This window comes from Campylobacter sp. IFREMER_LSEM_CL908 (assembly GCF_025771545.1).
GTDB lineage: Bacteria > Campylobacterota > Campylobacteria > Campylobacterales > Campylobacteraceae > Campylobacter_D > Campylobacter_D lari_D.
Window position 1 is genome coordinate 1 of the sequence record NZ_JAKMQK010000011.1, and the last position, 24,300, is coordinate 24,300.

At 29.8% G+C, this 24,300-nt stretch carries 29 protein-coding genes and 1 tRNA gene; 15 read left to right on the forward strand and 15 right to left on the reverse strand.

The window, feature by feature from the left end; translation table 11 throughout:
* The 7 genes from L8U04_RS05475 to L8U04_RS05505 all read right to left on the reverse strand — a co-directional run.
* Window positions 1-209, reverse strand: a 209-nt coding sequence (locus tag L8U04_RS05475) for a hypothetical protein (RefSeq protein ID WP_263709588.1), incomplete at its 3' end; no start/stop codon positions are given.
* A 297-nt stretch (window positions 210-506) separates the two neighbouring features.
* Window positions 507-1,160: a superoxide dismutase [Fe] gene (gene sodB / locus L8U04_RS05480; protein ID WP_263662701.1), complete on the reverse strand. Its 654-nt coding sequence runs from the start codon at window positions 1,158-1,160 to the stop codon at window positions 507-509.
* 68 nt (window positions 1,161-1,228) lie between these two features.
* Window positions 1,229-1,738 carry an anaerobic ribonucleoside-triphosphate reductase activating protein gene (gene nrdG / locus L8U04_RS05485; protein WP_165955263.1) on the reverse strand — a complete coding sequence of 170 codons (510 nt, stop codon included), beginning with the start codon at window positions 1,736-1,738 and terminating at the stop codon, window positions 1,229-1,231.
* Window positions 1,710-3,989: an anaerobic ribonucleoside triphosphate reductase gene (locus L8U04_RS05490; RefSeq protein WP_263709590.1), complete on the reverse strand. Its 2,280-nt coding sequence runs from the start codon at window positions 3,987-3,989 to the stop codon at window positions 1,710-1,712. The genes nrdG and L8U04_RS05490 overlap by 29 nt, the downstream gene beginning before the upstream one ends.
* A 132-nt stretch (window positions 3,990-4,121) precedes the next feature.
* Window positions 4,122-4,736, reverse strand: a complete 615-nt coding sequence (locus tag L8U04_RS05495) for a BspA family leucine-rich repeat surface protein (protein WP_133319126.1) — start codon at window positions 4,734-4,736, stop codon at window positions 4,122-4,124.
* A 217-nt stretch (window positions 4,737-4,953) separates the two neighbouring features.
* Window positions 4,954-5,028, reverse strand: a tRNA-Glu gene (locus L8U04_RS05500).
* Between the two features lie 69 nt (window positions 5,029-5,097).
* Window positions 5,098-5,856 (reverse strand): exodeoxyribonuclease III, encoded by a 759-nt coding sequence (locus L8U04_RS05505; RefSeq protein WP_039617114.1) that lies wholly within the window; start codon window positions 5,854-5,856, stop codon window positions 5,098-5,100.
* A gap of 99 nt (window positions 5,857-5,955) precedes the next feature.
* Here L8U04_RS05505 and L8U04_RS05510 point away from each other — a divergent pair, with 99 nt between their 5' ends.
* Genes L8U04_RS05510 through pyrC form a run of 4 tightly spaced genes read left to right on the forward strand, consistent with a single transcriptional unit; the run spans window position 5,956 to window position 9,090 of the window.
* Window positions 5,956-7,503, forward strand: coding sequence for a phosphoethanolamine transferase (locus tag L8U04_RS05510; RefSeq protein WP_263709591.1), 1,548 nt, complete (start codon window positions 5,956-5,958; stop codon window positions 7,501-7,503).
* Window positions 7,503-7,874 (forward strand): diacylglycerol kinase, encoded by a 372-nt coding sequence (locus L8U04_RS05515; protein ID WP_263709592.1) that lies wholly within the window; start codon window positions 7,503-7,505, stop codon window positions 7,872-7,874. The genes L8U04_RS05510 and L8U04_RS05515 overlap by 1 nt, the downstream gene beginning before the upstream one ends.
* Window positions 7,859-8,089 (forward strand): helix-turn-helix domain-containing protein, encoded by a 231-nt coding sequence (locus L8U04_RS05520; RefSeq protein WP_012660796.1) that lies wholly within the window; start codon window positions 7,859-7,861, stop codon window positions 8,087-8,089. The genes L8U04_RS05515 and L8U04_RS05520 overlap by 16 nt, the downstream gene beginning before the upstream one ends.
* Before the next feature lie 8 nt (window positions 8,090-8,097).
* The gene (gene pyrC / locus L8U04_RS05525) at window positions 8,098-9,090 is read left to right on the forward strand and encodes a dihydroorotase (protein ID WP_263709593.1); all 993 of its coding nucleotides are present in this window, start codon (window positions 8,098-8,100) and stop codon (window positions 9,088-9,090) included.
* A gap of 9 nt (window positions 9,091-9,099) precedes the next feature.
* On the opposite strand, the gene L8U04_RS05530 is transcribed toward pyrC, so the two are convergent.
* Both L8U04_RS05530 and L8U04_RS05535 read right to left on the reverse strand, forming a co-directional pair.
* Window positions 9,100-9,798, reverse strand: a complete 699-nt coding sequence (locus L8U04_RS05530) for a class I SAM-dependent methyltransferase (protein WP_263662707.1) — start codon at window positions 9,796-9,798, stop codon at window positions 9,100-9,102.
* Window positions 9,798-10,145, reverse strand: a complete 348-nt coding sequence (locus L8U04_RS05535; RefSeq protein ID WP_220566989.1) for a Fur family transcriptional regulator — start codon at window positions 10,143-10,145, stop codon at window positions 9,798-9,800. Before L8U04_RS05535 ends, L8U04_RS05530 begins: the two co-directional genes overlap by 1 nt.
* Window positions 10,146-10,272: 127 nt before the next feature.
* On the opposite strand from L8U04_RS05535, the gene L8U04_RS05540 reads away from it, so the two are divergent.
* Genes L8U04_RS05540 through L8U04_RS05555 form a run of 4 tightly spaced genes read left to right on the forward strand, consistent with a single transcriptional unit; the run spans window position 10,273 to window position 14,000 of the window.
* Window positions 10,273-11,118: a metal ABC transporter solute-binding protein, Zn/Mn family gene (locus tag L8U04_RS05540; RefSeq protein WP_263659193.1), complete on the forward strand. Its 846-nt coding sequence runs from the start codon at window positions 10,273-10,275 to the stop codon at window positions 11,116-11,118.
* The gene (locus L8U04_RS05545) at window positions 11,115-12,443 is read left to right on the forward strand and encodes a DUF1007 family protein (protein WP_263660397.1); all 1,329 of its coding nucleotides are present in this window, start codon (window positions 11,115-11,117) and stop codon (window positions 12,441-12,443) included. Before L8U04_RS05540 ends, L8U04_RS05545 begins: the two co-directional genes overlap by 4 nt.
* On the forward strand, window positions 12,443-13,192 hold the full coding sequence (locus L8U04_RS05550) for a metal ABC transporter ATP-binding protein (RefSeq protein ID WP_263660398.1): 750 nt from the start codon (window positions 12,443-12,445) through the stop codon (window positions 13,190-13,192). The genes L8U04_RS05545 and L8U04_RS05550 overlap by 1 nt, the downstream gene beginning before the upstream one ends.
* On the forward strand, window positions 13,185-14,000 hold the full coding sequence (locus L8U04_RS05555; RefSeq protein WP_263659196.1) for a metal ABC transporter permease: 816 nt from the start codon (window positions 13,185-13,187) through the stop codon (window positions 13,998-14,000). Before L8U04_RS05550 ends, L8U04_RS05555 begins: the two co-directional genes overlap by 8 nt.
* On the opposite strand, the gene L8U04_RS05560 is transcribed toward L8U04_RS05555, so the two are convergent.
* The 3 genes from L8U04_RS05560 to rpmI all read right to left on the reverse strand — a co-directional run bounded on the left by L8U04_RS05560 (window position 13,977) and on the right by rpmI (window position 15,496).
* The gene (locus L8U04_RS05560; protein ID WP_412175296.1) at window positions 13,977-14,876 is read right to left on the reverse strand and encodes a DNA ligase; all 900 of its coding nucleotides are present in this window, start codon (window positions 14,874-14,876) and stop codon (window positions 13,977-13,979) included. The two genes, L8U04_RS05555 and L8U04_RS05560, sit on opposite strands and share 24 nt — an antisense overlap.
* Entirely contained in the window at window positions 14,854-15,207 is a 354-nt protein-coding gene (gene rplT, locus L8U04_RS05565) for a 50S ribosomal protein L20 (protein ID WP_039617097.1), read from the reverse strand. The genes L8U04_RS05560 and rplT overlap by 23 nt, the downstream gene beginning before the upstream one ends.
* Before the next feature lie 97 nt (window positions 15,208-15,304).
* On the reverse strand, window positions 15,305-15,496 hold the full coding sequence (gene rpmI, locus L8U04_RS05570) for a 50S ribosomal protein L35 (RefSeq protein WP_039617094.1): 192 nt from the start codon (window positions 15,494-15,496) through the stop codon (window positions 15,305-15,307).
* Between the two features lie 147 nt (window positions 15,497-15,643).
* Here rpmI and L8U04_RS05575 point away from each other — a divergent pair, with 147 nt between their 5' ends.
* The 7 genes from L8U04_RS05575 (at window position 15,644) to L8U04_RS05605 (ending at window position 20,818) form a co-directional block, all read left to right on the forward strand.
* On the forward strand, window positions 15,644-15,865 hold the full coding sequence (locus tag L8U04_RS05575; protein ID WP_263672948.1) for a hypothetical protein: 222 nt from the start codon (window positions 15,644-15,646) through the stop codon (window positions 15,863-15,865).
* Window positions 15,866-15,932: 67 nt separating this feature from the next.
* On the forward strand, window positions 15,933-16,238 hold the full coding sequence (locus tag L8U04_RS05580; protein ID WP_139471045.1) for a YkgJ family cysteine cluster protein: 306 nt from the start codon (window positions 15,933-15,935) through the stop codon (window positions 16,236-16,238).
* A 1-nt stretch (window position 16,239) separates the two neighbouring features.
* The gene (locus L8U04_RS05585) at window positions 16,240-17,238 is read left to right on the forward strand and encodes a hypothetical protein (RefSeq protein WP_263672947.1); all 999 of its coding nucleotides are present in this window, start codon (window positions 16,240-16,242) and stop codon (window positions 17,236-17,238) included.
* Window positions 17,239-17,273: 35 nt separating this feature from the next.
* Window positions 17,274-19,184 carry a hypothetical protein gene (locus L8U04_RS05590; RefSeq protein ID WP_263709596.1) on the forward strand — a complete coding sequence of 637 codons (1,911 nt, stop codon included), beginning with the start codon at window positions 17,274-17,276 and terminating at the stop codon, window positions 19,182-19,184.
* A 10-nt stretch (window positions 19,185-19,194) separates the two neighbouring features.
* Entirely contained in the window at window positions 19,195-19,620 is a 426-nt protein-coding gene (locus L8U04_RS05595; protein ID WP_214135730.1) for a hypothetical protein, read from the forward strand.
* A gap of 3 nt (window positions 19,621-19,623) precedes the next feature.
* Window positions 19,624-19,929 carry a hypothetical protein gene (locus tag L8U04_RS05600; RefSeq protein WP_039625032.1) on the forward strand — a complete coding sequence of 102 codons (306 nt, stop codon included), beginning with the start codon at window positions 19,624-19,626 and terminating at the stop codon, window positions 19,927-19,929.
* A gap of 22 nt (window positions 19,930-19,951) precedes the next feature.
* The gene (locus tag L8U04_RS05605; RefSeq protein WP_263709597.1) at window positions 19,952-20,818 is read left to right on the forward strand and encodes a helix-turn-helix transcriptional regulator; all 867 of its coding nucleotides are present in this window, start codon (window positions 19,952-19,954) and stop codon (window positions 20,816-20,818) included.
* Here L8U04_RS05605 and L8U04_RS05610 read toward each other — a convergent pair.
* Genes L8U04_RS05610 through thrS form a run of 3 tightly spaced genes read right to left on the reverse strand, consistent with a single transcriptional unit; the run spans window position 20,815 to window position 24,270 of the window.
* Window positions 20,815-21,906, reverse strand: a complete 1,092-nt coding sequence (locus L8U04_RS05610) for a DNA adenine methylase (RefSeq protein WP_263709598.1) — start codon at window positions 21,904-21,906, stop codon at window positions 20,815-20,817. The genes L8U04_RS05605 and L8U04_RS05610 overlap by 4 nt on opposite strands.
* 34 nt (window positions 21,907-21,940) lie before the next feature.
* Window positions 21,941-22,462 (reverse strand): translation initiation factor IF-3, encoded by a 522-nt coding sequence (gene infC, locus L8U04_RS05615; protein ID WP_039617082.1) that lies wholly within the window; start codon window positions 22,460-22,462, stop codon window positions 21,941-21,943.
* A complete protein-coding gene (gene thrS / locus L8U04_RS05620) occupies window positions 22,459-24,270 on the reverse strand; it encodes a threonine--tRNA ligase (RefSeq protein WP_263709599.1) in 1,812 nt (603 codons plus the stop codon). Before thrS ends, infC begins: the two co-directional genes overlap by 4 nt.
* Between the last annotated feature and the right edge of the window lie 30 nt (window positions 24,271-24,300).

The window sequence follows — 24,300 nt, forward strand, 5'->3', positions numbered from 1 at the left end:
CCTTTATCTGTGATAGTTAAAGTACCACCGCCATTACCTATAGTTACTATTCCTGTCTTGCTATCATTAATAGTACACTCTGTACCACTACAATTACCACCACTAATATTTTTTGAATTTTTTACTTGTTTGGTTTTAGTGTTTTTAACACTACTATTAGAATTTTGATCATTTATAGTTACTATACTAGCATTGGTACAGGTTGCCAAAAAAGATATAGTCGCTAAAGATAAGAAAGTTTTTTTAACAAAAGAAAGATTATTGTTTGAATAAGATGATTTTAAAGTGGGATTATTTTCACATACCCCCCCCCATAAAATAAGACATTAAAACTCCTTGATTTATTAAAATTTTTTGTAATGATAAAAAATAATTATTAATATTTTTTAAATATGATAGTGCTTTTGTTAATTATTTGTGTAAATTAGGATATTTTTATTGTTGTTATTCTTAAGATAATTTAGCTTTGATTAAAAAAAGCCTCTTAAAAATAAGAGACTTTTTTCTTATTTTATAGGATGAAGTTCATTTGCATAAAAGCTTACTGAATTCATACCTTCTTTGATAGCCCATTCATAAGCTTTTACTACAAATTCCCAGTTAATGTGTGCGTAGAATTTTTCTAAATACGCAGGGCGTGCATTACGGTGATCTACATAGTAAGCATGCTCCCACACATCAACTACTAAAAGTGGAACTTTACCTTCAGTGATAGGTGTAGCAGCATTGCTTGTAGCTACTAATTCTAATTTTTGATTTTGAGTGTTATAAACTAGCCAAAACCAACCAGAACCAAATACTCCTGTAGCTCCTTTGATGAATTCTTCTTTTAAATTTTCCATAGAACCAAAGTCTTTTTCAACCGCTGCTTTAAACTCATCACTTAAAGAACAGCCACAACCACAGCATGTTTTTGGCTTAATGCAGTCAAAATAAAAGTCATGATTATACACTTGAGCAGCGTTGTTAAAAATTCCGCCATTTGAGTTTTGTATGATATAAACTAAATCTTTTCCTGCAAATTCAGTATCTTTGATAAGATTGTTTAGGTTATTTACATAAGTTTGGTGGTGTTTGCCATGATGAAATGCAAAAGTTTCTGCACTCAAAAAGTCTCCAAAAGCGTCTGCTTCATAAGGTAGTTTTCTTAATTCAAACATATTGTTCTCCTTTTTTTAAATTTTATAACATTCTAACATAGTTAAGTTAAAAAAGACTAAATGAGTCTTTATTTTTCAAAAAGTATTACTTTGCCTTGCTCTAAGCTTTTTGCTACATCAATAATGCGTTGGTTTTTACTACCTTTAAATTTTAAAGATAGGTCTTTTTGCTCTAAAATAAACTTCCCATCTATCAAAACATCAGCTAAGATAAGCAATTCTTTCATAGCTTGCTCTTGTAATAGCTCTTCATAAGTAAAACCTGTATATATAGTAAGATCAAGCCCTAAAGCCTTAATGTGTTTTGCTAGAATACTTAAATTTTTTGCTTGCATAAAAGGCTCCCCGCCACTAAAAGTAACACCTTGGAGCAAAGGATTTTTACAAATATCATCATACAAACTTGCTAAATCTTGCAAATATCCTTTGTTAAAATCATGTGTTTGTGGATTATGACAACCTTTGCAATGATGAGGGCAGCCTTGAGTAAAAATCACATAACGCAAACCATAGCCATCGACTATGGATTCTTTTATGACACCGGCTAATCTAAGAAAAATCGTGTTTAATTCTTGCATGAACTTCAGCTTTTTTAGCGTCATTAAAACGATCAAGCGTTCCTACTAAATAGCCTGTGATTCTTCTTATGCGTTCAAATTTAATATCATCTTCTTTTCTATGACACTTTGGACAAAACTCATCTATCACACCACTATAACCACATACCGGATCTCTATCTAGTGGGAAATTAATCGAGCCATAGCCTATATTGCTTTCTTTCATACATTTTATAATGCGTTCAAAACTTTCTAAATTCTTACTCACATCGCCGTTTAATTCTACATAAGTAATATGCCCACCATTATTTAGCTCATGATATGGGGCTTCTATTTGAATTTTTTCATATATACTAATAGGAAAATCCACAGGAATATGAAAAGAATTAGTATAAAAATCTTTATCAGTTATGCCTTTTAAAATGCCGTATTTTTTTTGATCTAGCTTTAAAAACCTTCCACTTAAACCCTCAGCTGGGGTAGCTATGAGTGAAAAATTAAGCTTATCTTTGAGTGCTTTTTCATCGACAAATTCACGCATAAAACGCACGATTTGCAAACCTAAATCCCTTGCTTCTTGACTTTGTCCATGATGAGAACCTACTAAAGCTATTAAACTCTCACAAAGTCCTATATAACCTATAGCTAAAGTCCCGTGTGCTATGATTTTTTCTACGCTATCATTTTCTTTTAAAGTGTCTGAATCTATCCAAATTCCCTCGCCCATTAAAAATGGGAAATTTTTAACCTTTTTTAGACTTTGAATTTTATATCTATGAAGTAATTGCTCATACACAAGCTCCAATTTTTCTTTTAAAAGTGAGTAAAAAAGCTCTAAATTTCCTTTGGCTTCTATGGCTAAACGCACAAGATTTATACTTGTAAAGCTTAAATTTCCCCTGCCGCTTGTGATTTCTTTGCTCTCATCATAAACATTTGCCATAACCCTAGTTCTACAACCCATATAAGCTACTTCACTATTGTAATCATTTTTTTTATAGTATTTTGCATTAAAGCTTGCATCTAAAAAGCTAAAATTTGGAAAAAGTCTTTTAGAAGCACATTCTATAGCGAGTTTAAAAAGCTTGTAGTTTGGATCTTTTTCATTATAATTAATACCTTCTTTTACTTTAAAAATTTGCACAGGAAAAATTGGTGTTTCACCATTTCCTAAGCCTTTCATCGTGGCTTTGAGTAAATTTTCTATTACCATTTGCCCTTCAAAAGAAGTATCGGTGCCATAATTTAGCGTGCTAAAAGGCACTTGAGCTCCTGCTCTTGAGTTCATAGTATTAAGATTATGCACCAAAGCTTCCATAGCTTGAAAAGTCGCATCTTGGGTTTGCTTTAATGCTCTTTTGTAAGCATAAGCATTTGCTTGTTTTAAAAAATTCTCATCACTATTTAAATCAAGCTTTAAAAGCTCTTTAAAGCATTCTTTTTCGCTTGAAACTTGAAAATTAGCATTTTTAAAGCATTGCTCATCTAAGTTTTGCTCTAATTTTATTTCAAAAAAAGCATTTATAGCCTTTTTATACTCTTTTTGAAAAGTCTTTGCCACACCCTTTGCCATAGCAAAATCAAAATTTGGTATAGATTGACCTCCATGCATTTCATTTTGATTAGCCTGTAAAGCAATGCAAGCTAAAGAAGCATAAGATCTGATATCATTTGGCTCACGCAAACTTCCATGTCCAGTGCTAAAACCATTTTCAAAAAGCTTTAACAAGTCTATTTGACAACAAGTTTGTGTTAGCATATAAAAGTCTTTATCGTGTATATGTATATCGCCATTTTTATGTGCATTTGCGATATGTTTTGGTAAAATACACTCATCTACATAGTATTTTGCTCCTTCTGAACCATATTTTAACATCATACCCATAGCACTATCTGAGTTGATATTGGCATTTTCTCTTTTTAAATCAGCTTCTTTGGAATCTTTGAAGGTTAAATCATCATACAAATTTAGCAAATCATAGCTACCATTGCGGATTTGTGTTCTTTTTTGGCGGTATAATATATAAGATTTTGCAGTATTGATTAAAGCATTTTTTATTAAAACCTCTTCAACTTTATCTTGAATTTGTTCTACCTGTGCATGATTTTCATCAAGCAAAGCTACAACCTCATCACAAAGCCTACCTAATTCATCATTTTCTAATTTTTTATCAGTAGAGTTTATATTGGCTCTAAAAATAGCATTTTTAATTTTAAAAATATCAAATGCAACTTGACTTTTATCTCTTTTTGTAATAAATTTTATTTTCATGTAAATTTTCCTAAAAAATAATCTCTAGAAGCTAAAAAATAACGCTTTATGAAGATAAGTTTAGTACAAAAACTTGATGAAAAACTTAAAAAGACAAAAGAAAAATTCACACAAAAATTGTGTGAATTTTGTTTATTCTAACTCTATACCTTTTACTGCATAAAGTTTATCAATACCACGATTTCCAAACATTTTTTCAGTATTACAATCCTTTTGGATATTCCACTCATCTAGCTCATGATGGAAATTTTTGCAATTGTGAAAAAGATATGCCATAGTAATTACATTTTGCACATCCCAATTCACAACACTATGCTCATACGCATGACAGTTTTCAAAACAATGTGCCATTCTGGTAGTATTTGAAGTTTTCCAATGCAATAAAGAATGATTGAAATTAACACAATTAAAAAACATATAAGACATATCTTTTAAATTTTGAGTATCCCATTTTGATAAATCTTGATTAAAATTTTTGCAGTTAAAAAACATACTTGCCATATTTTCAACTTTAGAAACATTCCAGCGTGACAAATTTGCATTAAAACTTTCGCAACAATAAAACATATAAGACATATCTTTAGCATTTGATACATCCCAATGTTCAATACCTAAAAAATCCAATCTTTTAGAATAATAAAATACATAAGAAAAATCATCAATCAAAGATACTTCAATATCCCTTAGAGAAATTCTTTCATTATGCACCAAATTCATTAACTCATTTTTGCTTTTAGGTCTATACATTTTGTCCTCCTTTTTGTATATTTTAAAAAACAAGTGTGAAGTCAATGTAAAAATTTACAAATTATTAATAATAACTTTCAATATATTAATAATAAGTATTTTAAAATAAACTTAATTTAAATAAGATAAAACAAATAAAAAATATTTAAATCGAACAATGTAACTTTTTGTAAAATATGACAATGATTATCAAAAAAAGCGGATATAAAATAGTAAGTGGTGACCCATACGAGACTCGAACTCGTGTTACCGCCGTGAAAGGGCGATGTCCTAACCGCTAGACGAATGGGCCATTTTGCAGTTTTAAGATGAAATTATAACAATTTTTACTTAATAATTATTTAAGGCATTAAAAAATACCTTAAATATCGATTTCTATCCCTACAGGAGCATGATCTGAGCCAAAAATATCATCTCTTATAAAAGCATTTTTAAGTTTATCTTTTAAGCCATTAGAAATGAAAAAATAATCAATCCTCCAGCCTACATTTCTTTCTCTTGCTTTCATTCTATAACTCCACCACGAATACTTTTCTTTAACATCGCCATTTATATGCCTAAAAGTATCTATAAAACCTAATTTTAATAAATCATCTATCCAAGCACGCTCAATCGGTAGAAAACCTGAAGTTTTTTCATTAGCTTTTGGGTGGGTTAAGTCTATCTCACGATGTGCGGTATTAACATCTCCACAGATGATAATTTCTTTACCTTCTTTTAAAAGTTTATCTAAATACACTAAAAAGTCATTATAAAATTTCATTTTAAAATTCAAACGCTCTTCATCTTTTTGACCATTTGGAAAGTAAATATTAAACAAAACTACATTTTTAAAGCTATGCTCTAAAACTCTACCCTCATCATCATCAAAAAACTCACATTTTTTTACCTCACAATCAAAATTACACAAGCTCATTACACCTGAATACCCTGCTCTTTTAGCACTATTTGAATACATATGTTTAAAAGGATACTCATAAATTCTTTTTGGAAATTTATCCTCGTGTGCTTTGATTTCTTGAAAGCCTATAAAATCAATTTCTTCTTTTTCAATCCAATCAAGTGCATTTTTATCACAAATTGCCCTTAGGCCATTTACATTCCATGATAATAATTTCATAATTTAATCCTTAAACTTACAAAAAGCAAAATCATACCATAAAGATATTAAGTTAACCATTTTTATTTATAATTAAATCTTTAATTTTGAAAGGATTTCATGAAATTTTTTAATATATCGTGGCTTAAATTTATTATTTTGAGTGCTTTTTATATAACTAGTATCAATCTGAAATTGTTTTCTTATATTCACGAAAATTTACATCCTCATAATAATGATATTTCCATTATTTTATATATAATTATATATTTTGCACTATTAGTTGGAATTTTCGCTTTATTATTTTTGCCTTATCTTAGCAAGATTTTAATGATTTTTTTAATAGGTGTGAGTTCAATTAGTAGTTATTTTATGATCAATTATGGTGTTATTATAGATCATGATATGATTAGAAATGCTATGCAAACTGATCAAAAAGAAGTACGCGATCTGATTAATTTTAATATTTTTGTTTATATATTTTTTACTTTTGTGATTCCAGCATTTTTAGTTATAAAAGCTAAAATAGAATATCACAATATCAAAAAACATTTAATCATTAAATTTGGCACTTTAGTTGTTGCTTTATTTGTTGCTTTTGGATTGCTTGGAATTTTTTCAAAAAGTATTGTACCATTTTTAAGAACTTATAATGAAGTAAGAGTTTATAACACTCCTTTTTATCAAATTTATTCAGCAATTAAATATATAAAATTAGAAGTTATTCCAGAAAAAGAACTTCAAAAGATAGCTTTAGATGCGAAAATGGAAAAAGACTTAAACAAAACTATGATTTTAGTCATAGGGGAAACCGCTAGAGCAAATAACTATTCTTTGGGTGGTTATACCAAAAATGATACTAATTTTTATACCAAAAACGAACCTAATTTAATATATTTTGACAATGTAAGCTCTTGTGGGACAGCAACTGCTAGAAGTTTACCTTGTATATTTTCAAGACACAAAAGAGCTACTTTTGACAATAGTCTTTATGAAGAAAATGCTTTAGATATTTTACAAAGAGTTGGAGTTCAAAGTGTTTGGCTTGGAAATAATTCTGGAGGTTGCAAAGGAAACTGCGATCGTATAGCACATAAATTGATTTCAAAAGATTATGATGAGAGTTTACTTGAGCTTGTAAAAGAACAATTACAAAATCCATCTTCAAGTAAAATCATAGTCGTTCATTTGCAAGGTTCTCATGGACCAGCTTATTTTAAGCGCTATCCAAATGAGTTTAAAAAATTTACGCCAACTTGCAATACAAATGAATTACAACAATGCTCGCAAGAAGAATTAACTAATACCTATGACAATACTTTACTTTATACAGATTTTATCATCAAAAGTCTTATTGACTTACTAAAGCAAAGTCCTGCACAAAATGCCTCATTGTTGTATGTATCAGACCATGGAGAAAGTTTAGGAGAAAATGGAATTTACCTTCATGGAATGCCCTATTTCATAGCACCAAAAGAACAAACTCATGTTCCTATGATTCTTTGGAGCAAAGATAATAATTTAATCCAAGAATTACAAAAAAAGAAAGATTATAAATTATCTCAAGATAATATTTTTTCAAGTTTATTAGGATATTTTAATGTCCAAACTAAAGAATATGAAGAAAACTATGACTTATATAGTAAAAATTTAAAGGAAAATCCTTAATGAAGCCAAAGTATTCTTTATTTAAAAATGCAAGTTATGCCTTTAGTGGCATTAAATTCTTGCTTAAAGATGAAATGGCTTTTAGAATAGAATTTGCCATTATCTTACCTTTGATTTTTGTAAGCTTATTTTTACCTGTGAGTTTTTTAGAACATTTTGTACTTATTTTAGTATTAGTTTTGATTTTAATTATAGAAGCATTAAATTCTGCCATAGAAGCTTGCGTGGATCTTTACACGAGCGAATTTCACATCTTAGCTAAAAAAGCAAAAGATTGTGCGAGTGCTGGGGTATTTTTTAGTGTTGTTTTGGCTATAATTACTTGGAGTTTTATTCTTTTTAATATGGCTAGAGAATGGATGATAAAGTAAAAACACTATGCATAAAAATCTTTGGTAAAAAACGCTTTGAAATTTTAGAATTTTTAGCCCTTCATGCTAATGAAGATGGCTTTGTCTTTGCAAATATCGAAGAACTTTCTAAAAAGTTAAACATCAGCAAACCAACCATCATTTCTACTTTTAAATTTTTAGAAGAAAAAGCTTTGCTTGAAAAGCTCAAAAACGGCTTATATAAACTCAAATAGGAGATAAAATGACGCTTAAAAACCCTTTGGATATGCATTTACATTTACGCGATGAAAGCATGCTTGAACTTGTAGCTCCATTTAGCGCAAAAGACTTTAAAGCAGGAGTTATCATGCCAAATTTAATCACTCCGCTTACTGAAATAAACGCATTAAAAGCTTATAAAGAACGCATTTTAAAAGCATGTAAAAATGAAGATTTTACGCCTTTGATGACTTTATTTTTTAAAGACTATGATGAGAAATTTTTAGAAAAAGCTAAAGATGAAATTTTTGCTATCAAACTTTATCCTGCAGGCATAACTACAAATTCAGATAATGGAATTTCAAGCTTTGATATAGAAAAGTTAAAACCTACACTAAATGCTATGAGTGAGCTTGGTCTGCCTTTACTTGTACATGGAGAAACAAATGATTTTGTAATGGATAGAGAAGCAAATTTTGCTAAAATTTATGAAAAATTAGCTAAAAACTTTCCAAAATTAAAAATCGTAATGGAGCATATCACCACTAAAGTTTTGTGTGATTTATTAAAAGATTATGAAAATTTATACGCAACTATCACTTTACATCATTTAATGATAACGCTTGATGATGTAGTGGGTGGTAAGATGGATCCACATTTATTTTGCAAACCTATTGCAAAACGCTATGAAGACAAAGACGCTTTATGTGAGCTTGCTTTTAGCGGCTATGAAAAGGCTATGTTGGGAAGTGATAGCGCACCTCATCCATTACACACTAAAGAATGTTGTGGGTGTGCAGCTGGCGTATTTAGCGCACCGGTGATTTTACCTGTATTAGCTGAACTTTTTGAAAAGCACTCAAATGAAGCAAATTTACAAAAATTTATTTCAGATAATGCTTGTAAAATCCATAATCTTAAATTTGAAAAAGATAAAATCATCACTTTAGAAAAACAAGAATGGCAAGTAGCGCAAAAATACGGTGATGTGGTGCCATTTATGGCAGGAAAAACTTTAAATTTCAAGGTTATTTAGCCTTGAAATTTAATCAATAATCAAAAGTTTTATCTTAGCTTCTATAATCTCTTCTACCTCATCTTTTACAAAGCTTTCTAACTCTTGTTTGTTTGCATTAATGCCATTCATACTCAAATGCCACAAAGCATTTTCTATCGCACTATCTTTATCTCTTTTTACTACTCTAATTTCATTAAAAATTTCACTCTCATAAGAAATATTTTGCGCATTTAAAAAACTTTGCAAATCCTCTTCATAAAAACCTTTAAAATGCGTGTTAAAATGCTCAAATATAGGATCTAAAAAGCTACTTTTGCGCCTACTCGCCCAGCCTAAATATACTTTTTTAGAAGCTAAGCTTAAAAAAGCTTTATAGTCTTTTTCATTTTGCAAAGCAGGAGACATGCTCAAAAAGGCTAAATCAAAATTTGTGTTATTGTTTTTATAAAAGTTTTCAAAGTCTAAATTTAAAGTTTTTATATTTGATATAGCATGAGTTTTTGCATCTTCTTGTAAAATTTCAAGCATAGCACTAGAGCTGTCTATGCCTAAAACACTTTTTGCTTTTTGTGCTAAATGCAAAGTCCAAACACCGCTCCCACAGCCTATATCCACCACGATTTTGCCTTGTAAAGATCTAAGTTTTGCAAAAGTGGCTTTTTGAATTTCGTTTAAGCTAGAACTATATCTTGCATAGCTTTTTGCTTTTTTATTCCATAAATTCATTATTCATTCTCACATTTTTGGCAAATTCCTTTAATCACAACACTTTTTATAATCCCTTTAATTTCAGGCATTTTTACATCACTAATCTCATGACATACATCGCATATAAAATGTGCTTTAGCATGATCTGCTAATTCATAAAAACTTTTGCGATCAAGTTGACTTTTATTAACAATACCCTTTTTTTCAAAAAGCTCCATATTTCTATAAAAGCTAGTTTTATTTGCTTTGAGATTAAATTGATCATAACTTAATGGGGTTTTAGCAAGAGATAAAATTTGCAAGATTTCCACTCGTAAAGTTGTCATAGAAATATCATGTTTTTTTAATAAATCAATAGCTTCCATAATTCTACCTTAGAAAATAAATGTATTTTACCACAAAAAAAGTTTTATAAATGCAACTTAATTTTTAAGTTGCAACTAAGTTGCATTATATATAATTACATAAATTTTAGATAATCAGGAGGAATTAATGTTAAAAATATTGTTATTGTTATTATCATGCGCACTTGCTTTTTCAAAACCTATTGTGAGTGTTAGCATACCACCTCAAGCATTTTTTGTAGAAAAGATTGCTAAAGATAGTGTTGAAATTAATATCTTGATTTCACCTAATTCTAATGAACATAATGTAGAATTTAAACCTATGATGATTAAAAATCTTGAAAAAAGCAAAATTTATTTTCTTGCCGATTTAGAACTTGAAAAAATCCTAGAAAACAAATTTAAAAACACACTCAAAAATGTCAAAATTGTTAATATTAATGATGGCATATCATTACTGGAAAATGATGAGACTGATGAACATGACCACGATGAACATGAGCATGGTAAAAACGATCCTCATACTTGGCTAGATCCTATTTTAGTAAAAATACAAGCACAAAATATCTATAAAGCTTTAAGTCAAACTTTTCCACAAAATAAAGACTTTTATGCAAAAAATTTAGAAAATTTTCTTAAAGAATTGGATGACTTAAATTCAGTAATCAAAACAAATTTACAAGACATCAAACACCGAGAATTTATAGTCTATCATCCTAGTTGGAATTATCTTGCAAAAAGATACAACCTCATCCAAATTCCTGTGGAAATTGATGGAAAAGAGCCAAAAATTCAAGATTTGCAAAAACTAATAAAAATAGCCAAAGAAAAAAACATAAAGGTTATTTTTGTCCAACCTGGTTTTAGTGAAAATTCGGCTAAAGTATTATCTAAAGAATTAAACGCAAAAATTGTTTTTATCGATCATTTGGCTAAAGATTGGGATAAAGAACTTTTAAAAACCATACAAGCATTAAAAATGGCTTTAGAATGAAAATCATTTTAATACTAGCTTTTATATGCTTTCAAAAAGTATTAAGCTGTGCTTTGTGTGCAGCTTATACTCCAACGGCAAATGTAAAATTAGACTTTAACGCAAGTGATGATAACATCAATAAAATTTATGTAACTTGGGAATTTTCGCAAGATTTTATAAAAATACTACTTCAAAACTATGATATAAATTATAATAATACTTTAGACAAAGACGAACTTACTGATATTAAATATACTCTTTTAGATTATATAGAGCCAAGACAATTTTTAATGCAATTTCAATTTTACAATTTAGATGAAAAAATTTACATAGAAAAATTTTTAAATGCCAAATTAATCTTAGATAAAACGAAACTATTTTTCACTTTTGAAGTAAATCTTAACATCCCTATAAAAGAAAATAACACATTTAGCATAAGATTTGAAGATAAGGAAGGATTTTTTAGTTTTAAATTTATACCGCAAGATTTTATCACTTTGAATTCAAACTATTATCTAAGTGCAAATCCCAATTTAAATCTCATATTTTTACAAGCACAAAAAGGCAAAACACCAAATACAACCTTTGCAGAAATTCAAATCAAGCAAAGTCCAAATTTTATAGATGATCTTTTAAATAAATTGCAAATTTTTAACGAAAATATTTTATTGTATATCAAGCAACTTCTTCAACAAGAATTTAATATACAAACATTTTTAATATTATTAATCATATCTTTTGGATATGGCGTTTTTCATGCTAGTGCACCAGGTCATTCTAAAATGCTTACAAGTTCGTATTTTTTAACACACAAAAGCTCATTTTCTAAAATATTTTATTTTGTATTAAAAATAGGCATAGTGCATATAATGAGTGCATTTTTACTTGTAAGCATTGGTATAATTATCCTTGAGAAATTACTCAAAGATATCAATATGGCTGGATTTATTCTTACAAAATTTACAAGTTTACTTATAGTTTTTATAGCTCTTTTTATGCTAAGCAAAAAAATACTTCATAAAAACTCTTGCTCATGCTCTTGCCACTCACATAAAACAAGTGAATGGGTAGTCATACTAGGAGCTTCTTTGGTGCCTTGTCCTGGTGTTATATTGCTTTTTATTTTTGCGTATAAATTCAACTTTTTTTATGCTTTAAGCTCTGCTGTGTTTGTGACATTGGGAATGTGTTTTGTATTATTTTTATTTGCTATAGGGGCAAATAAAATTCACCAAAATGTCAAAACTATAAAAATAAGAACCTTACTAGAGTATCTAGCTTTGATATTTATGATATCATTTGGATTATTTTTATTCATCAATACCAAAGAAGGTGTATTTTAGTGGAATTATTTCGAATATCTAATTTAAATTTTTCTTATAATGAAGAACTTGTGTTAAAAAATATCAATCTAAGCTATGATAATAATGATTTTTTATCTATCATAGGACCAAATGGTGGTGGAAAATCAACCCTTATAAAACTCATATTTGGACTTTTAAAAAGTAAAAATATAATTGAATTTAAAAATATAAATTTAAGTCAAATAGGCTATGTCCCACAAAACACTCTAACTAATACCAATTTTCCAACTAGAGTCTTAGAAGTCGTGCTTATGGGAAGGATAAATCATAAAACTTTTGGTTTTTACACCAAAAAAGACAAAGAGTTAGCTCTAGATGCTCTAAAAAAAGTATCTATGCAAGATTTTTGGGATAAAACTATCCATTCTTTAAGCGGCGGCCAAAGACAAAGGGTGCTCATAGCAAGAGCTTTAGTAGGAGAGTGTAAATTGCTTATATTAGATGAGCCTACAGCAAGTGTAGATACTAAAAATGCTATACAAATTTTTGAGCTTTTAAAACAACTTCATCAAAATGGCATAGGTATTATATGCATTAGTCACGACATTAACATAACTTTAGCATATAGTGATAAAATCGCATATTTAAACAAAGAAATTTTTATACACAAAAACATTAAAGATCCAAATAAAATCAACTATATAAAACACTTATACCAAAACCATTCTCATTTTTGCGATGTTGAAATGAGTTTAAATTCTTGCCTATGTAAGGAATGTAATGCTTGAAATTTTAAATTTTAACTTTTTTCAAAATGCTTTATTTTCTTGTGTGCTAGTAAGCATTGCATGTGGTTGTATAGGAAGTTTGGTAATGGTAAATAGGCTTATGTCTATGGCTGGTGGCATTACACATGGGGCATTTGGTGGCATTGGAGTAGCATTTTACTTTTCTTTACCCGTTTTACTTAGCACAAGTTTATTTACTTTGATTTTAGCTTTTATAGTGGCTTATTTAAGCAAACACTATCCAAACAGAAGCGATAGCATTATAGCTGTCATATGGGCGTTTGGTATGGCTATAGGAATCATACTTATAGACTTAAGCCCAAAATACAATAACGACTTAATGGCATATTTATTTGGCAATATATTAACCGTTTCTAATGAAGACATTTGGCTTATGCTTGGCGCAGATATCATTTTTATCATTATTTTATTATGCTTTTATAGACAATTTGAAATCATAAGCTTTGATAGCGAATTTGCTCAAACTAGAGGGATTAACACTAATTTATTTTATTATCTTTTGATTTTTATGATAAGCTTGTGCGTAGTTATTGGTATTAGACTTGTGGGATTAATTTTAGCCATGGCTTTATTAAGCATACCAAGCTTTATAGCAGAAGGTATTAGTAAAAAACTTGGTTGGATGATGATTTATTCAAGTATTTTGAGTTTATGTTTTTGCTTAAGTGGTTTGATGGTGAGTTATTATTTTAATATCTCAAGTGGTGCTAGTATCATTATGATCTCATGTGTTGCTTTTGCTATATTTTTAGGAATTAATGCTTTAAAAAACTTCCCTCGTTCTTAAAAAACTAGCAAATTTTGGTTTGCCATTTTTGGTTAAACCATTGTATTTAAAAGTAATTATAGCACCAATTGGCGGAGGATTTAAGCGATCGCTTTCTTTAAAACCTGAACCTATTTTAAAACTCACTTTTTTACCCTCAATCACTGCTTCACAAAGCAAAGATCCCATTTTACCTTCAAATTTTCCCTTACCTTCAAAATGCTTTTTTACAACACATTCTGTATCATCAAAAGGTTTTAGTTTAAAAGCATTATTTGATCTTTTCTTTTCATAAGGTGCATTGTTTAATCTTATGATTATACCCTCGCCCTTATGCAAAATGATATCTTGATAAAATTGTTCTAAATGATTTTTATCTTTAATGGAAACTTGTGGAATAATTTTTATAAAATCATTTGAGTTTTTAGCCAAATACTTTTTCAAAACTTCTAATCTTGCTTCTAAGGTGCAAGGATCAAGCTTAAATTCCTCACAAGCATTTGGCACATCAAAGATATTATAACTTACTTTTTGCCAAAGTTTTTCATCAGGATTTTCTTGGCGTATTAAAGATGAAATTTCTTCAAAAGAAGCTCTTTTTATCCAAAGTTCCCCATCTAATTCAAATTTAGGAAAGTTTTTTGTGAAAAATAAAGGAAGTTTTATAGTATTTCCTGCTCTTGTTTGCATAGACTTACCATTCCAAAGACCTCTTATACCATCGAGTTTTTCACTCATGAGATAGTGACTTAAATTTACATCTTTAAATGCTTTTTCATCATAAACTTTAAAAAGCAAAATATCTTTTGCGAAAAGAGAATTTAAAAAGAGAGTAGAAAGAAAAACAAGGCTTATAAAAAGCCTTGCAGTAAGATTAAAGTGCTTTTTTAGCAGCATCTGCAATTTTTGCAAAAGCAGCTGCGTCATTCATCGCTAAATCAGCTAAGATTTTTCTATCAAGCTCAATGCCTGCTTTTTTAAGACCATTTATAAATCTTGAATAACTAATATCATTTAGTCTACAAGCTGCATTGATACGCACTATCCAAAGACGACGGAAATCGCGTTTTTTGCGGCGTCTATCACGATACGCATAAACCAAACTTCTTTCTAATTGTTCTTTAGCTTTTCTAAAGTGTTTGCGGCGACCACTATAAAAACCACGCGCAAGTTTTAAAACTTTTTTATGTCTGCGGCGTCTTACAACACCTGTTTTTACTCTTGCCATATTTATCCTTTCACAAATTGGCGTTCGTTAAACGAATCTTGCCCTTTAAATAAGGGGAGTTTGAATGACTTTCGTCAAAAACTAAATTTAAGCGAGCTTAAATTCCTAACATTTTTTCAACCGCTTTAACATTGGTTGAGTGAACATACTTAGAAGTGCGAAGATCACGCATTCTTTTAGCAGGTTTTTTAGTCAAAATGTGGCTTCTATAAGCAGCGCCTCTTTTGATTTTATTTTTACCTACTTTGAAGCGTTTAACAGCACTTTTAACGCTTTTCATTTTTGGCATGTGTATCCTTTGGATAAATTTTTTCATAAAAGAAAGCTATCATTTTACTATAACTATGCTTTAGAAAAATTAAATTTTTATGACACAACCTGTCACAAGGATTTAATATGATTTTATTAATTTTATAAAATCCAATAAAGGAGTCAAATGGCAATAGTAATTGGTATTATAGTTATGATAGCTACTGCTATATGGGCTATAGTTTGTGGTACTTTTTGGGCTTTATTTTTGTTTGTAGTGTGGTGCGTTATATTACCAAGTTTATTTTTAATAGAAAAATACGGAATTATAAATGTAGTGGTTTCTTACGTGCTAATTTTAGCTGGTGTAATGATACTTGCAAGGATAATTAAAAGTAAACAATACTAAAAACCTTGACAATACGGGGGGGGGTATTGATATAATTGACATAAAAAATAATAAGGAGGGTTAAATAATATTAAAACATAATTTTCCTTGCACTTCATGTGGAGCATGTTGTAAAAATATTAATGGCATTGAAGAGTTGAAACACTTTAATATAAATGGTGTTTGCATTAATTTACAAGAAGATAACTCTTGTAAAATTTACAACGAAAGACCCTTAGTATGCAGAGTGGAAGATTTTTACAATAAATATTTTAAAGACACTATGAGTAAAAAGGATTTTTATAACGAAAATATAAAAATATGTAATTTATTGCAAGATAAATTGAAGCTAGATAAAAAATACAAAATAAATTTAATAACAAAGGAGATTTAAAATGGCAGTTCCATTTATTTTAGGCGGAATAGCTTTAGCAACAGGTGTATTTGGTGCTAAAAAAGCATACGATGGTTATCAAGATAAGTGTGCAGCAGAAGAGTTAGATAATAATGCTAAAGCTATTTTTAATTATGCAAAAGAAAATTTAGACGTAGCTAGAAAAAATGCTGAACAAGCTTTGGAAAATTTAGGGCATGCAAAGTTGCATATTCATCAAAATTCTTTTAAAGAGTTTATTGATATTTTTTCTAAACTTAAAAATGTAGAAAGCGATGATTTTTCTAAAGATGATTTAAAATTTAATATTAATGAATTTATAGAATTTACCAAAGAAAGTGTAATTGACTTTACAAAATTAACAGCAGGTGGGATAGCATCTCTTGGTGCTGGGGCTTTAGCTGGTATTGGAGCTTATGGTAGTGTTGGATTACTTGCAAGCGCTTCTACCGGAACTTTAATTTCTACACTGAGTGGCGCAGCGGCTACTAATGCTACTTTAGCATGGCTTGGAGGAGGTAGCTTAGCTGCAGGTGGATTTGGAATGGCTGGTGGAATGGCTGTTTTAGGTGGTATAGTAGCTGCGCCTGTTTTAGCAGTTGGAGGATTTTTATATTCTAAAGTTGGAGAGCAAGCTTTGGACGAAGCAAAAAGTAACCTACATAAAGCAAAAGCAGCAGCAAGTGAAATGGATACTGCAAGAATTGCTACAACAGCAATCGGTTCTATTGTAAATGAATCTCTTATAGCTATACAAAATTTAGATGGAATTTTAATTAAAGAATTACAAACTTTTAAATTAATGATTATAAGAGAAAATGATTATTCTAAATTCACTAATGGTGAAAAAGCATATACTCAATTTATTGTCAATTTAGTGAAAGCAATTAGTGGTATTTGTAAGGTAAATGTACTAACTGAAGATGGCATAGTAAATAAAGAATTTAAAAAAGCTGTCCAAATAGCACAAAATTTAAATAAAGAAATACAAACTATTTAAAAGCGGAATTTCCGCTTTAAAATAAGGAAGATATCATGAATACTGTATCATTGTTTGATGAATTACTAGAAGAACTAGGGACACAAAGTTTAGCAAGATTACCCATCAATATATTTAATGTCAACTCATATGAAGCCTATATGGAAAGTGCAAAACTTACAACAAATATGCAAAAAGCTACGCAACAACATGGCAACAACCCAAATGGTTTTGGTCAATTTTATGAAACACTAGAAGTTGGTAAAGAAAACATCAGCAACGCATATAATAAAAATAAAAATAGAGGCTTCACAACAGATGAGCTTGCCGAAATAAGCAAAGTCTTCAAAGGGGAAAATATTGATCTATACAAAAAAGAGACAATTTTGGCAAATTATAGCGATGAAGAAATTAAAAATTTGACAAACAATGTCAATCTAGACAACTTAACCAAAACAAATCATACTATAGTAGATACCGTAACTTTAAACGAAAAAGGCGAAATAGCTAAAACAGAACAATTAAAAGCTGTTAATGATAGTATATTTGGAAAAGAATATAATAAATATTTTGAAGCGATTAAAAATGGAAATTTAGACTATATTAAAACTGATAAAGAAACTTACGAAAGGGCGCAAAAAGAGATAGAAAAATTAGAAAGCACTATAGAAAAAGCGCCTGAAGAAAAAAAATCAACTTTAGAAAAAAAACTTCAAGAATATAAAAGCAAATTTTCTTTTCTTACTCAAGGTAGTGAAAGAGAAAAAGCTGGCTATACACAAGAAGAAAGCAAAGATAAAACTATTACTATCAAAAAAAGTGATGATATATTTAGCAAAAAACATGAAGATGATTTTAATAAAATTAAAAATGGAGAAATAGATTATATTGTAGTCAATAAAAAAATATACGAAAATGCACAAAAAGAGATAGAAAAATTAGAAAGCACTATAGAAAAAGCATCCGAAGAAGAAAAAGAGTCTTTAAAAAAAGAACTTGAGACAAAGAAAGAGATTTTTAATCATTTAAAGAAAAACGAACCTACAAACCATACAGACAAAGATAAGGCCTTAAAAGAAGTATATATTATTCAAGCAAAACAAGCTGCCATAAATGTTTTTCAAACTGGAGCTAGTGATGCTGGTGTTGTTGTTCTTAGTACATTTGCAAGCGGTGTTATAGCTGAACTTAAAAGCGAATTTATAAAAAAAGAACATGAGGATTTTGAAGTAAGATTTAAGCGTTTGTTATCAAGAGTAATTGAAAGCGGGAAAGATGCTTTTATAAGAGGAGCTAGCTATGGTATTATAGATGTTATTGTTGGAATTGCTTCGCAATATTTTAAAAGAATTGGTGGGCACTTAAAAGCTTTGTGGAAAAATTTAAGAAGTAGTTTAAAATCTATATGGAATGCAATATATGCTTATATAACTGGTAAAATTAAAAGTTTTGATGAACTTATAAAAGTGATATTAAAATCTTTGTTTTCAGCTATCATGACTATATTTGCAATTGCCTTAGAAGAACAAATTTGTCAAGCATTAGGTGGAAGTCAATTAGCTCAAATTTTATCCATAGGAATATCCATTTTCATTTGTTCATTAGCTGTGGTTTTATTTTCTAAAACTGTTGAAATAACAATAAATAGTTTTGTTGCAATTTTTGCTAAGGCGAATTTAGCTAAAGCAAGAAGAGAAGAAGTTGAAATGGTTTTTGATAAAATCATGCCTAAAATGATAGAAAACCAAGAATCTTTGGAAATTTTCATAGATGATTATATGCGTGATTTAAAAAATACTAGCAATATGAGTTTTCAAGAATTACAAACCACCTTAAATAACAGTAACTATACACAAGCAAATCAATCTATTATAAACCTTGCAGAAAAATTTGGTGTTGATGATTTATTTAAAACACGAAAAGAATTTGATGATTTTATGTTTAGCAATGAAAATTTAAAAATATAAAAGGAATAAAATGGGATTTTTAGATACTTTAAAATCTATAGCAATTAGTGCAAAATGTGGAATTGGGTGGCACGGAGGAACTTACAGCAATGAAGAAGGAAAACCTCAATGCTATCTTTCAAAAACATGCCCTGACTGTAATGAATATATCAGTAAATACAATCACAACTTTGCAGAAAGAGTTATAACAGATCCGTACTCTTGCAGAGGTTATGAAGAATGTACTTATTGTCAGCACAGAGAATTTGGAACATATCACAAATTTGAAAAAGTAAGAAAAAATGAAAGATGTCAGATAATAGAAAAATGCTCTCAATGTGGAAAAGAACGTTTGGGCGATATACAGCATTCTTGGGTACAAATTCCTTTTACAAATAAAGATGCCTCTATTAATGGAAAAAGAAAATGTAGAGATTGCGGATATATTGAACAATAAACCATGCTAAACAAACTACCTCAACTTTTTTCATTGCTTTTTAGCTATAAATCAAACATCTTTGATATCATCTCAAAGCCAAAGCAAGCTTATACTTACACTAAGTTTGCTTTAGAGTTAAAAGAGCTTTATGAAAAAGAAAATGACAAAACAGAAGCCGCTTTTATCATCCTAGATAGAGTGCTTAAATTTAAAAAAGAAAACCCTGATGATTTTGATGATTTTTTAAAACTTATTCAAGAGCTTTTAACTACCTATGAAAACGATCCAAAAACAATCAAACAAAACATCAAAGATTTGCTAAAATAAACAAAAATACAAAAGGTTGTATATGGAAAAAGACAAGCTTTCTACGCGTTTAGTTTCTATACTGCAGTGTTTAAACAATGGCGAGCGTTTTAGCTTAGAAGAGCTTGCACAAGAATTTAATGTCAGCATTCGCACCATACAAAGAGACTTGCATGAACGCCTTGCTTTTATCCCTATAAAAAAAGAAAATGGAAAATACTTTTTAGAAGGCTATGTTTTAGGAAAATTAAGCTTTAAAGATATACAAAATTTTGCTATTTTAAGCGGTATAGGTAGGCTTTATCCTAGTTTAGATAAAGAGTTTTTAAACGACTTGCTTAATGAAAAAATCAACAAAGCCTTTTTAGTCAAAACTCAAAGCTATGAAACACTTGATAGAGAAATTTTTGAAGAACTAAGTGCAGCTGTCATAGCAAAATACCCCATTAGCTTTTACTACAAAGAAAAACACAGAAAAGCAAATCCATACAAACTCATTAATATTGACCACATATGGTATCTTTTAGCAGATGAAAACGATACTTTAAAAACCTTTACTTTTTCTAAAATCACGCAACTAAGAGTAGAAAAGAAAGAAAATTTTACCCCAAAAGAAGAGTTTTTAAAACAAATTCAAAAAGATCAAAGCAACTGGATTAGTAAAGAAAATAAAGAAGCTATTTTAAAACTTGATAAAAAAGCTAAAGAATATTTCTTAAGAAAAAATGCCCTTACTAAATACGAATTTATAGATGAGGATGAAAATTTTATTTACATCAAAGCATTTTATACCTATGATGATGAGCTTTTAAATTTGATAAGATATTGGATACCATATATTAAAATAAACAAACCTATTGCTTTAAAAGAAAAGCTTTTTGAGCAGTTAAATACATACATGCAAGATTAGCGTTTTTTTAACACATAAAGTTGTTCTTGTATATGCATAGAGCGTTTAGAGAGGTTTCTACTAGCTCTAAAGGCATTATACTTTTGCTCAAGCACAAAGCATTCTCCAAGACTTTGAAGTCTTTTTGTGAAATTTTCTTTTTTTACAAAACCCTCACAATTATAAGAAAGCAATACAATCTTAGCTTTTAAATCATTTATCAAATCAAACAAAGCATCTTCGGCTTTTTTTTCTTTGTTAAAAGCACTGCGGTTCCAGTCTTTTGGTATACCAGAAACCTTTGAGATTTCCTTTGGCTTTTTATAATTAGCGATTAAATTTAACATAAAATAATTTGATCCATAAGGGTGTTGATTATAAGGTGGGTCTAAATACGCCACATCAAAGCTATCAAGCTCTTTAGCTAAAACATTTGCATCTTTTTGAAAAACCTCATATTCACAAGTAAAATTTGAAAAAATAGGCATTTTTAAAGCTATATCGCCCTTTATACGACTAAGTGCGTTTGCTCCATTTCCTCCAAATTTTCCCACTCCATTTTTATCTTTATAAAAACCTTTAAAAACCCCGCTTGTATTTGCATGCACACTTGCTTCATAGATAAGCGGTGCGATAAAGTATTTTTGTATATTACTTGGCAAGCTTGAAATTTTTTCTCGCATAGAGTCTAAATACATCGCATTTTTAAGCGTGTAGAAAACTCTTTCATTCTTTTGGATACACTCATCATCATTTGGCGCATAAAGTTTGCTTATAAAACCTTTTTTGAGTTTTAAATCAGAAGTTAAAAAAGCATAATGTTTTTGTAATTCTTGTAAAAATTTTGCGTTTTGATTGCTTAAATAACACTCATTGATGATTTTAGAATAATCTTCCAAATCATTTGCCATGATAAAACTCGCATAAGACCTCACAAAACGCGAAACTACCCCAGAGCCACTAAATACATCACAAAAACTAAATTTGTCTTTTTTAAGCTCATTTTGTGCGAATTTGAAGCCTTGATTTAAAAACTCAAGCAAAGATCTTTTATTACCAAGATAAGTTATGATTTGTTCTTTTAAAAATTGTGGATTTTCTTCTAGCATAAGTTTAAAATACAAGCCTTAAAAAGGCTTGCGATTATTTTTTCTTTTTAGGAGTTACTAGCATATTTACATAGCGTCCTTCGAGTAAAGGCTCTTTGTCTCTATCTGCTATATCTTCAACCATTTGCCAAATTTTTTCAAGCAAAGCTACCCCTGCTTCAGGAGAGCCCATCTCACGACCTTTTAAAAACACTCTAAATTTCACATGCTTGCCTTGCTCTAAAAACTCGCTTGCATGTTTGACTTTATAATTAATGTCATTTTGAGCGATTTTCACAGAAAGTTTGATTTCTTTTATATCAATAACTTTTTGTTTTTTCTTTGCTTCTTTTTGTTTCTTTTCTTGTTGATAACGAAATTTTCCATAATCCATTATCTTACATACAGGTGGTTTGGCTTCAGGGGCTATCATCACCAAATCAAGCCCTAGTCTATTTGCTATATCTAGTGCTTCATCACTACTAATAATGCCATAAACCTTGCCATCATCACCTATACATCTGATCTCATCTGCTTGAATTTCTTCATTTAGCAATACTTCTTTTTCTTTACTCAAAAGCGTACCTCACTTAATTTCTCCTTTGTTAGGGTTATAAATTCATCTAAAGTCATTGTTTTTTGTTCTTTTGCTCTTCTATCTCTTAAAGCCACACTTTTGTTTGCTACTTCTTCATCGCCTAAAACAAGTATCATAGGCACATGTGCTTTTTCGGCTGTGCGAATTTTTTTATTTAAGCTTTCATTTTTATTATACACTTCACTATCAATGCCAAGTTCTAAAAGTTTTCTTGCTATTTCTTTTGCATAATCATGATGATTTTGCGAAATAGGTACTATAGCTACTTGAGTTGGCGCTATGAAAAATGGCAACTCGCCCGCACAATGCTCTACTAAAATTCCTATAAATCTTTCAAAAGAACCCAAAATAGCACGGTGAAGCATTACAGGTTGTTTTTTCTCATTATCTGCGTCTGTGTATTCGAGTTTAAAACGGCTTGGTAAGTTAAAATCTACTTGTATAGTTCCACACTGCCATTTTCTTTTTAGCGCATCAGTGATTTTAATATCGATTTTTGGACCATAGAAAGCTCCACCACCCTCATCAATGCCATATTTTAAACCTTGCTCGTCTAAAGCTTCTTTTAAAGCCTTTGTAGCTATATCCCAAATTTCATCATCGCCTATTGCTTTTGCTGGACGTGTTGAAATTTCCATTTCATAATCAAACTCAAAAGCCTTCATCAAAGTATCAACAAAGCTTAAAATTTCTAAAACTTGTTCTTTTATCTGACTTGGCATACAAAAAATATGCGCATCATCTTGAGTGAATTCTCTTACCCTAAAAAGCCCGTGTAAAACTCCACTTTTTTCATGGCGGTGCACCACGCCGTATTCAAAAAATTTCAAAGGTAAATCGCGATAACTTCTAACATCACTTTGATAAATTTTAATATGTCCTACACAATTCATCGGCTTAATGCCATATTCTTGCTCATCAATTTGCGTAAAATACATATTTTCTTTATAGTTTGCATAATGCCCACTAATTTTCCACGCATCAGCTTTTAAAAGTTCAGGCCCACGCACAGGCTCATAACCTCTTAATCTATGTGCTTTATATAATAAATGTTCTAATTTACTTCTTAATTTTGCACCATTGCTAAGCCATATAGGAAGCCCGCCGCCTATTTCATCATCAAAAGCAAAAAGTTTCATTTCATTACCAAGTTTTCTATGATCTCTTTTTTTAGCTTCTTCAATGATTTTTAAGTATTCATTTAAACTTTCTTTATCTGCAAAGGCAGTACCATAAATTCTTGTGAGCATTTCTCTTTTTTCATCACCACCCAAATACGCTCCCGCTACACGAGTAAGCTTGAAAAATCTTAAATATCTAGTGTTTGGTACATGAGGTCCACGGCATAAATCTTCAAATTCGCCTTGCTTATAAATACTTACTTTTCCATCAGGAATTCTCAGCAAAACCTCTTGTTTTAAATCATCATTAGCAAATTTTTCTTTAACCTCAGCCTTTGAGAGTTCGTATTTTATGATGTCTAGCTTTGCTTCTGCTAGTTCTTTCATTTTCTTTTCGATTTTGCTTAAGTCTTCTTCTGAAATCTTACTATCAACTCTAAAATCATAATAAAACCCATCTTCTATCACAGGTCCTACGAAAAATTTAGCCTCTGGATATAGACTTTTAATCGCTTGAGCCATTAAATGCGCACAAGAGTGGCGGATAACTTCTAAACTTTCTTTAGAGTTATCAAAATAAATCGGAGTTAAATTTGTGTCATTGTTAAAACTTTGAGTATCTATCAAAGTTTCATTATTTGCATATGCAATTATATCTTTTGTCATTTCTACCCTTAACACTCACTAACCTTGTGA